4 protein-coding genes are annotated in these 3,456 nt (G+C 73.2%); 1 reads left to right on the top strand and 3 read right to left on the bottom strand.

Going from position 1 to position 3,456, the window contains the following annotated elements:
- Window positions 1-524: FHA domain-containing protein (locus HUW36_RS28495; RefSeq protein ID WP_174530948.1), on the top strand; the 524-nt coding region annotated here is incomplete at its 5' end.
- A 58-nt stretch (window positions 525-582) separates the two neighbouring features.
- Here the strand turns inward: HUW36_RS28495 and rocD are convergent.
- From rocD to HUW36_RS28480, 3 genes are all read right to left on the bottom strand, one after another.
- Complete coding sequence (rocD, locus tag HUW36_RS28490) at window positions 583-1,797, bottom strand: ornithine--oxo-acid transaminase (RefSeq protein WP_174530949.1); 1,215 nt, start codon at window positions 1,795-1,797, stop codon at window positions 583-585.
- Entirely contained in the window at window positions 1,797-2,612 is an 816-nt protein-coding gene (gene ddaH, locus HUW36_RS28485; RefSeq protein WP_174530950.1) for a dimethylargininase, read from the bottom strand. The genes rocD and ddaH overlap by 1 nt, the downstream gene beginning before the upstream one ends.
- A 308-nt stretch (window positions 2,613-2,920) precedes the next feature.
- Entirely contained in the window at window positions 2,921-3,349 is a 429-nt protein-coding gene (locus HUW36_RS28480) for a hypothetical protein (protein ID WP_246248366.1), read from the bottom strand.
- Window positions 3,350-3,456: the final 107 nt, after the last annotated feature.

Here is a 3,456-nt window from a genome sequence, read left to right as displayed (position 1 = left end):
CCGAGCAGCCGCCGCCCACGCTGCGCACCGGCGTGCCGACGTGTCCCCGGCACGGCGCCCGGCTCTCCGACGGCGGACCGCGTCCGCGCAGCCAGGTGCTGGCGGTACGGATCGGCGGGCTGGTGCGGCGGCGCTTCGCGCTCACCGAGACCGAGCCGGTGGCGGTCGGGCGGGCGCCGGACGGGCCGGGCGGGGTGACGCTCGGCCAGTGGCTCAACGACGAGGCCCGACGCTGGATCAGCCGCAGCCACGTCCAGTTCGCGCTGGGCCGGGGCGGCGAGGTGGTGGTCACCGACACCAGCACCAACGGCTCCGGCGTACGGCCGGGCGGGTCCATGGTCGAGACGGACCGGATCCCGCTGCCGCCGCAGCAGTCCCGGGTGCTGGGCGAGGGCGACCTGATCGAGCTCTACCCGGGCGTGCAGGTCGGCCGCGCCGGCGAGATGGCCAGCGACGCGACGTACACCCCGAACTCCGTCATGGCCGAGGCGCCGACCATGGCGATGCGGCTGCCGCGCCCCTGACCGGCGAACGCGAGGGCGCCGGGACCGTCGTGGTCCCGGCGCCCTCTCGCGTACGGCGTCAGCCGGCCAGCACGGCGGCGAGCTGCGCCACCGCGTGGTCGATCTCGTCCTCGGTGATCACCAGCGGCGGGGCGAGCCGGATGGTCGAGCCGTGGGTGTCCTTGGCCAGCACCCCCCGCTCCATCAGCCGCTCGCAGGCCTCCCGGCCGCTCATCAGCGCCGGGTCGATGTCCACGCCGGCCCAGAGGCCGCGGACGCGGACGGCGACGAGGCCCTTGCCGAGCAGCGCCTCCAGACCGGTCTTCAGCCGCTCACCCAGCTCGGCCGAGCGGCGCTGGAACTCGCCGGTGGCGAGCAGCCGGACCACCTCGGTGGCGACCGCGCAGGCCAGCGGGTTGCCGCCGAAGGTCGAGCCGTGCTGGCCCGGCTTGAGCACGCCGAGCACGTCGGTGTTCGCGGCCACCGCGGAGACCGGCACGATGCCGCCGCCGAGCGCCTTGCCCAGCAGGTACATGTCCGGGACGACGCCCTCGTGGTCGCAGGCGAAGGTGTGGCCGGTGCGGCCCAGGCCCGACTGGATCTCGTCGGCGATGAAGAGGACGTTCCGGTCGGTGCAGAGCTGGCGCACGCCGGGCAGGTAGCCCTCCGGCGGCACCACGACGCCCTGCTCGCCCTGGATCGGCTCCAGCAGCACGGCCACCGTGTTCTCGTCGATCGCCGCGGTGAGCGCGTCCAGGTCGCCGTAGGGGACCACGGTGAAGCCCGGCGTGTACGGCCCGAAGTCGGCCCGCGCGTCGGAGTCGGTGGAGAAGCTGACGATGGTGGTGGTACGGCCGTGGAAGTTGCCCTCCGCCACCACGATGTTGGCCTGGCCCGGGGCCACCCCCTTGACCTGGTAGCCCCACTTGCGGGCGACCTTGATGCCGGTCTCCACCGCCTCGGCACCGGTGTTCATCGGCAGCACCAGGTCCTTGCCGCAGAGCGCGGCGAGTTCCCGGCAGAAGTCGGCGAACTGGTCGTGGATGAACGCCCGGCTGGTCAGCGTGAGCCGGTCGAGCTGCGCGTGCGCGGCCTCGATCAGCTTCGGGTGCCGGTGGCCGAAGTTCAGCGCGGAGTAGCCGGCCAGGCAGTCCAGGTAGCGGCGGCCGTCCACGTCGGTCAGCCAGGCGCCCTCGGCCGACGAGATCACCACGGGCAGCGGGTGGTAGTTGTGCGCCGTGTGACGCTCCGCGTCCCGGACCGCGGACGGAGTCCGCAGCATGTCGTCGATGATCACTTGCTCGCCTTTCCCTGACGGAGTCGCAACGTGCAGCACTTCGGTCCGCCGCCGGCCTTGCGCAGCTCGGACAGGTCGATCCCGATGGTCTCGTAACCCCGGTCGCGCAGCTTCGCGGCCAGGTCGGTGGCCTGCGCGGGCAGCACCACGTGCCGGCCGTCGCTGACCGCGTTCAGGCCCAGCACCTCGGCGTCGGCCATGCTGGCGTGGATCGCGTCCGGGAAGAGCCGGCGCAGCACCGCCCGGCTGCCCGGGGAGAACGCCTCCGGCAGGTAGGCCACGGTGCGCTCGTCGAGCACCGTGAGCGCGGTGTCCAGGTGGTAGAAGCGCGGGTCCACCAGCTGCATGGTGACCACCGGGTAGCCGAAGACCTCCTGGAGCTGCGCGTGCGAGGCGTGCGCGGTGCGGAACCCGGTGCCGGCGAGCAGGTGGTCGCCGACCAGCAGGACGTCGCCCTCGCCCTCGTTGACGTGCTTCGGGTCGTACATCTCGAAGCCGGCGGCCTCGAACCAGGCCCGGTAGGCGGGCGCCTCGTCGGCGCGCTGCGGGTCGCGGAACTGCACCGCCATCGCCTTGTCGTCGATCACGGTGCCGCCGTTGGCCGCGAAGACCATGTCCGGCAGCCCGGCGACCGGGTCGATCAGCTCGACGTCGTGGCCCAGGTCGAGGTACGTCCGGCGGAGCTGCTCCCACTGCCGGATCGCCAGGTCGGCGTCGACCGGGGCGGTGGGGTCCATCCACGGGTTGATCGCGTAGTCGACGGCGAAGTACGTCGGCCGGCACATGAGGAAGCGCTGGCGGGTGGCGTCCATCGTCATGTCGTGCTCCCAGGGTCGGGCGCGCCCGGCCACGGTCGGCCCACGGGCTGGCGCCGTGGTCCAACGTTATGCGCCCCGGTGCGACGACATCCACCGCGATAACGTGCGTCGAGCAGCGGATCGTTGCGTGTGGAAGGCTCGACTCGACGGAACGTTGCGTCGACGCTCGCCGCGGCCCACCCGTACCCCGGACACAACTTCGGGGGCGGCGAACCGCCGCCCCCGAAAGAGGTTGTGCCCGGCCGGTGAACCACCGGAGCTGGTCGGGCCGCCGGCGCCGCCGGCGATCGGAAATGTGCCCGTCAGAACCGATCGGCAAACTGTGAGTCGAGCCACTCGCGGAACCGGCCCACCCACTCGCCGTCGGTGGTCGGCCAGTCGAACTGGCCGGTCATCGCCACGACGCCGAGGACCACGGCGGCGATGCCGACCGCCACGCCGATCAGCGCGTCGGTCTTGCCGGCCACGTGCCGGCGTCGGGTGGCGATCAGGCCCAGCACGGCCAGCACCGCGCCGACCGCGCCCAGCCCGATGCCGTAGCCGGCAAGCGTGCCGGAGAGCACGAAGAGCGCGCCGACCACGGACACGATCAGGCCGAGCGTGGCGAGGAGACTGGCCCGCGGCTTCTTCGTCAGCGCCGGGTCGGGCTCCCGGTCCGGGCGGCCGTCGCCGTCGATGTCCACCGGCCGGTCGGGACGGCCGTCGCCGTCGGCGTCCACCGGGCGGGCCACGGGGCCGGCCACGGTCGGGTCGGCGGGCCGGTCGGGACGGCCGTCGCCGTCCAGGTCGACGGTGCGCTAGATCGGAAGAGCACACGTCTGAACTCCAGTCACTCATC

Source organism: Micromonospora maritima (assembly GCF_902825405.1).
Lineage (GTDB): Bacteria > Actinomycetota > Actinomycetes > Mycobacteriales > Micromonosporaceae > Micromonospora > Micromonospora maritima.
Note: the sequence above shows the minus strand (reverse complement) of the source record. Positions and strands in the feature narration are given on the sequence as shown.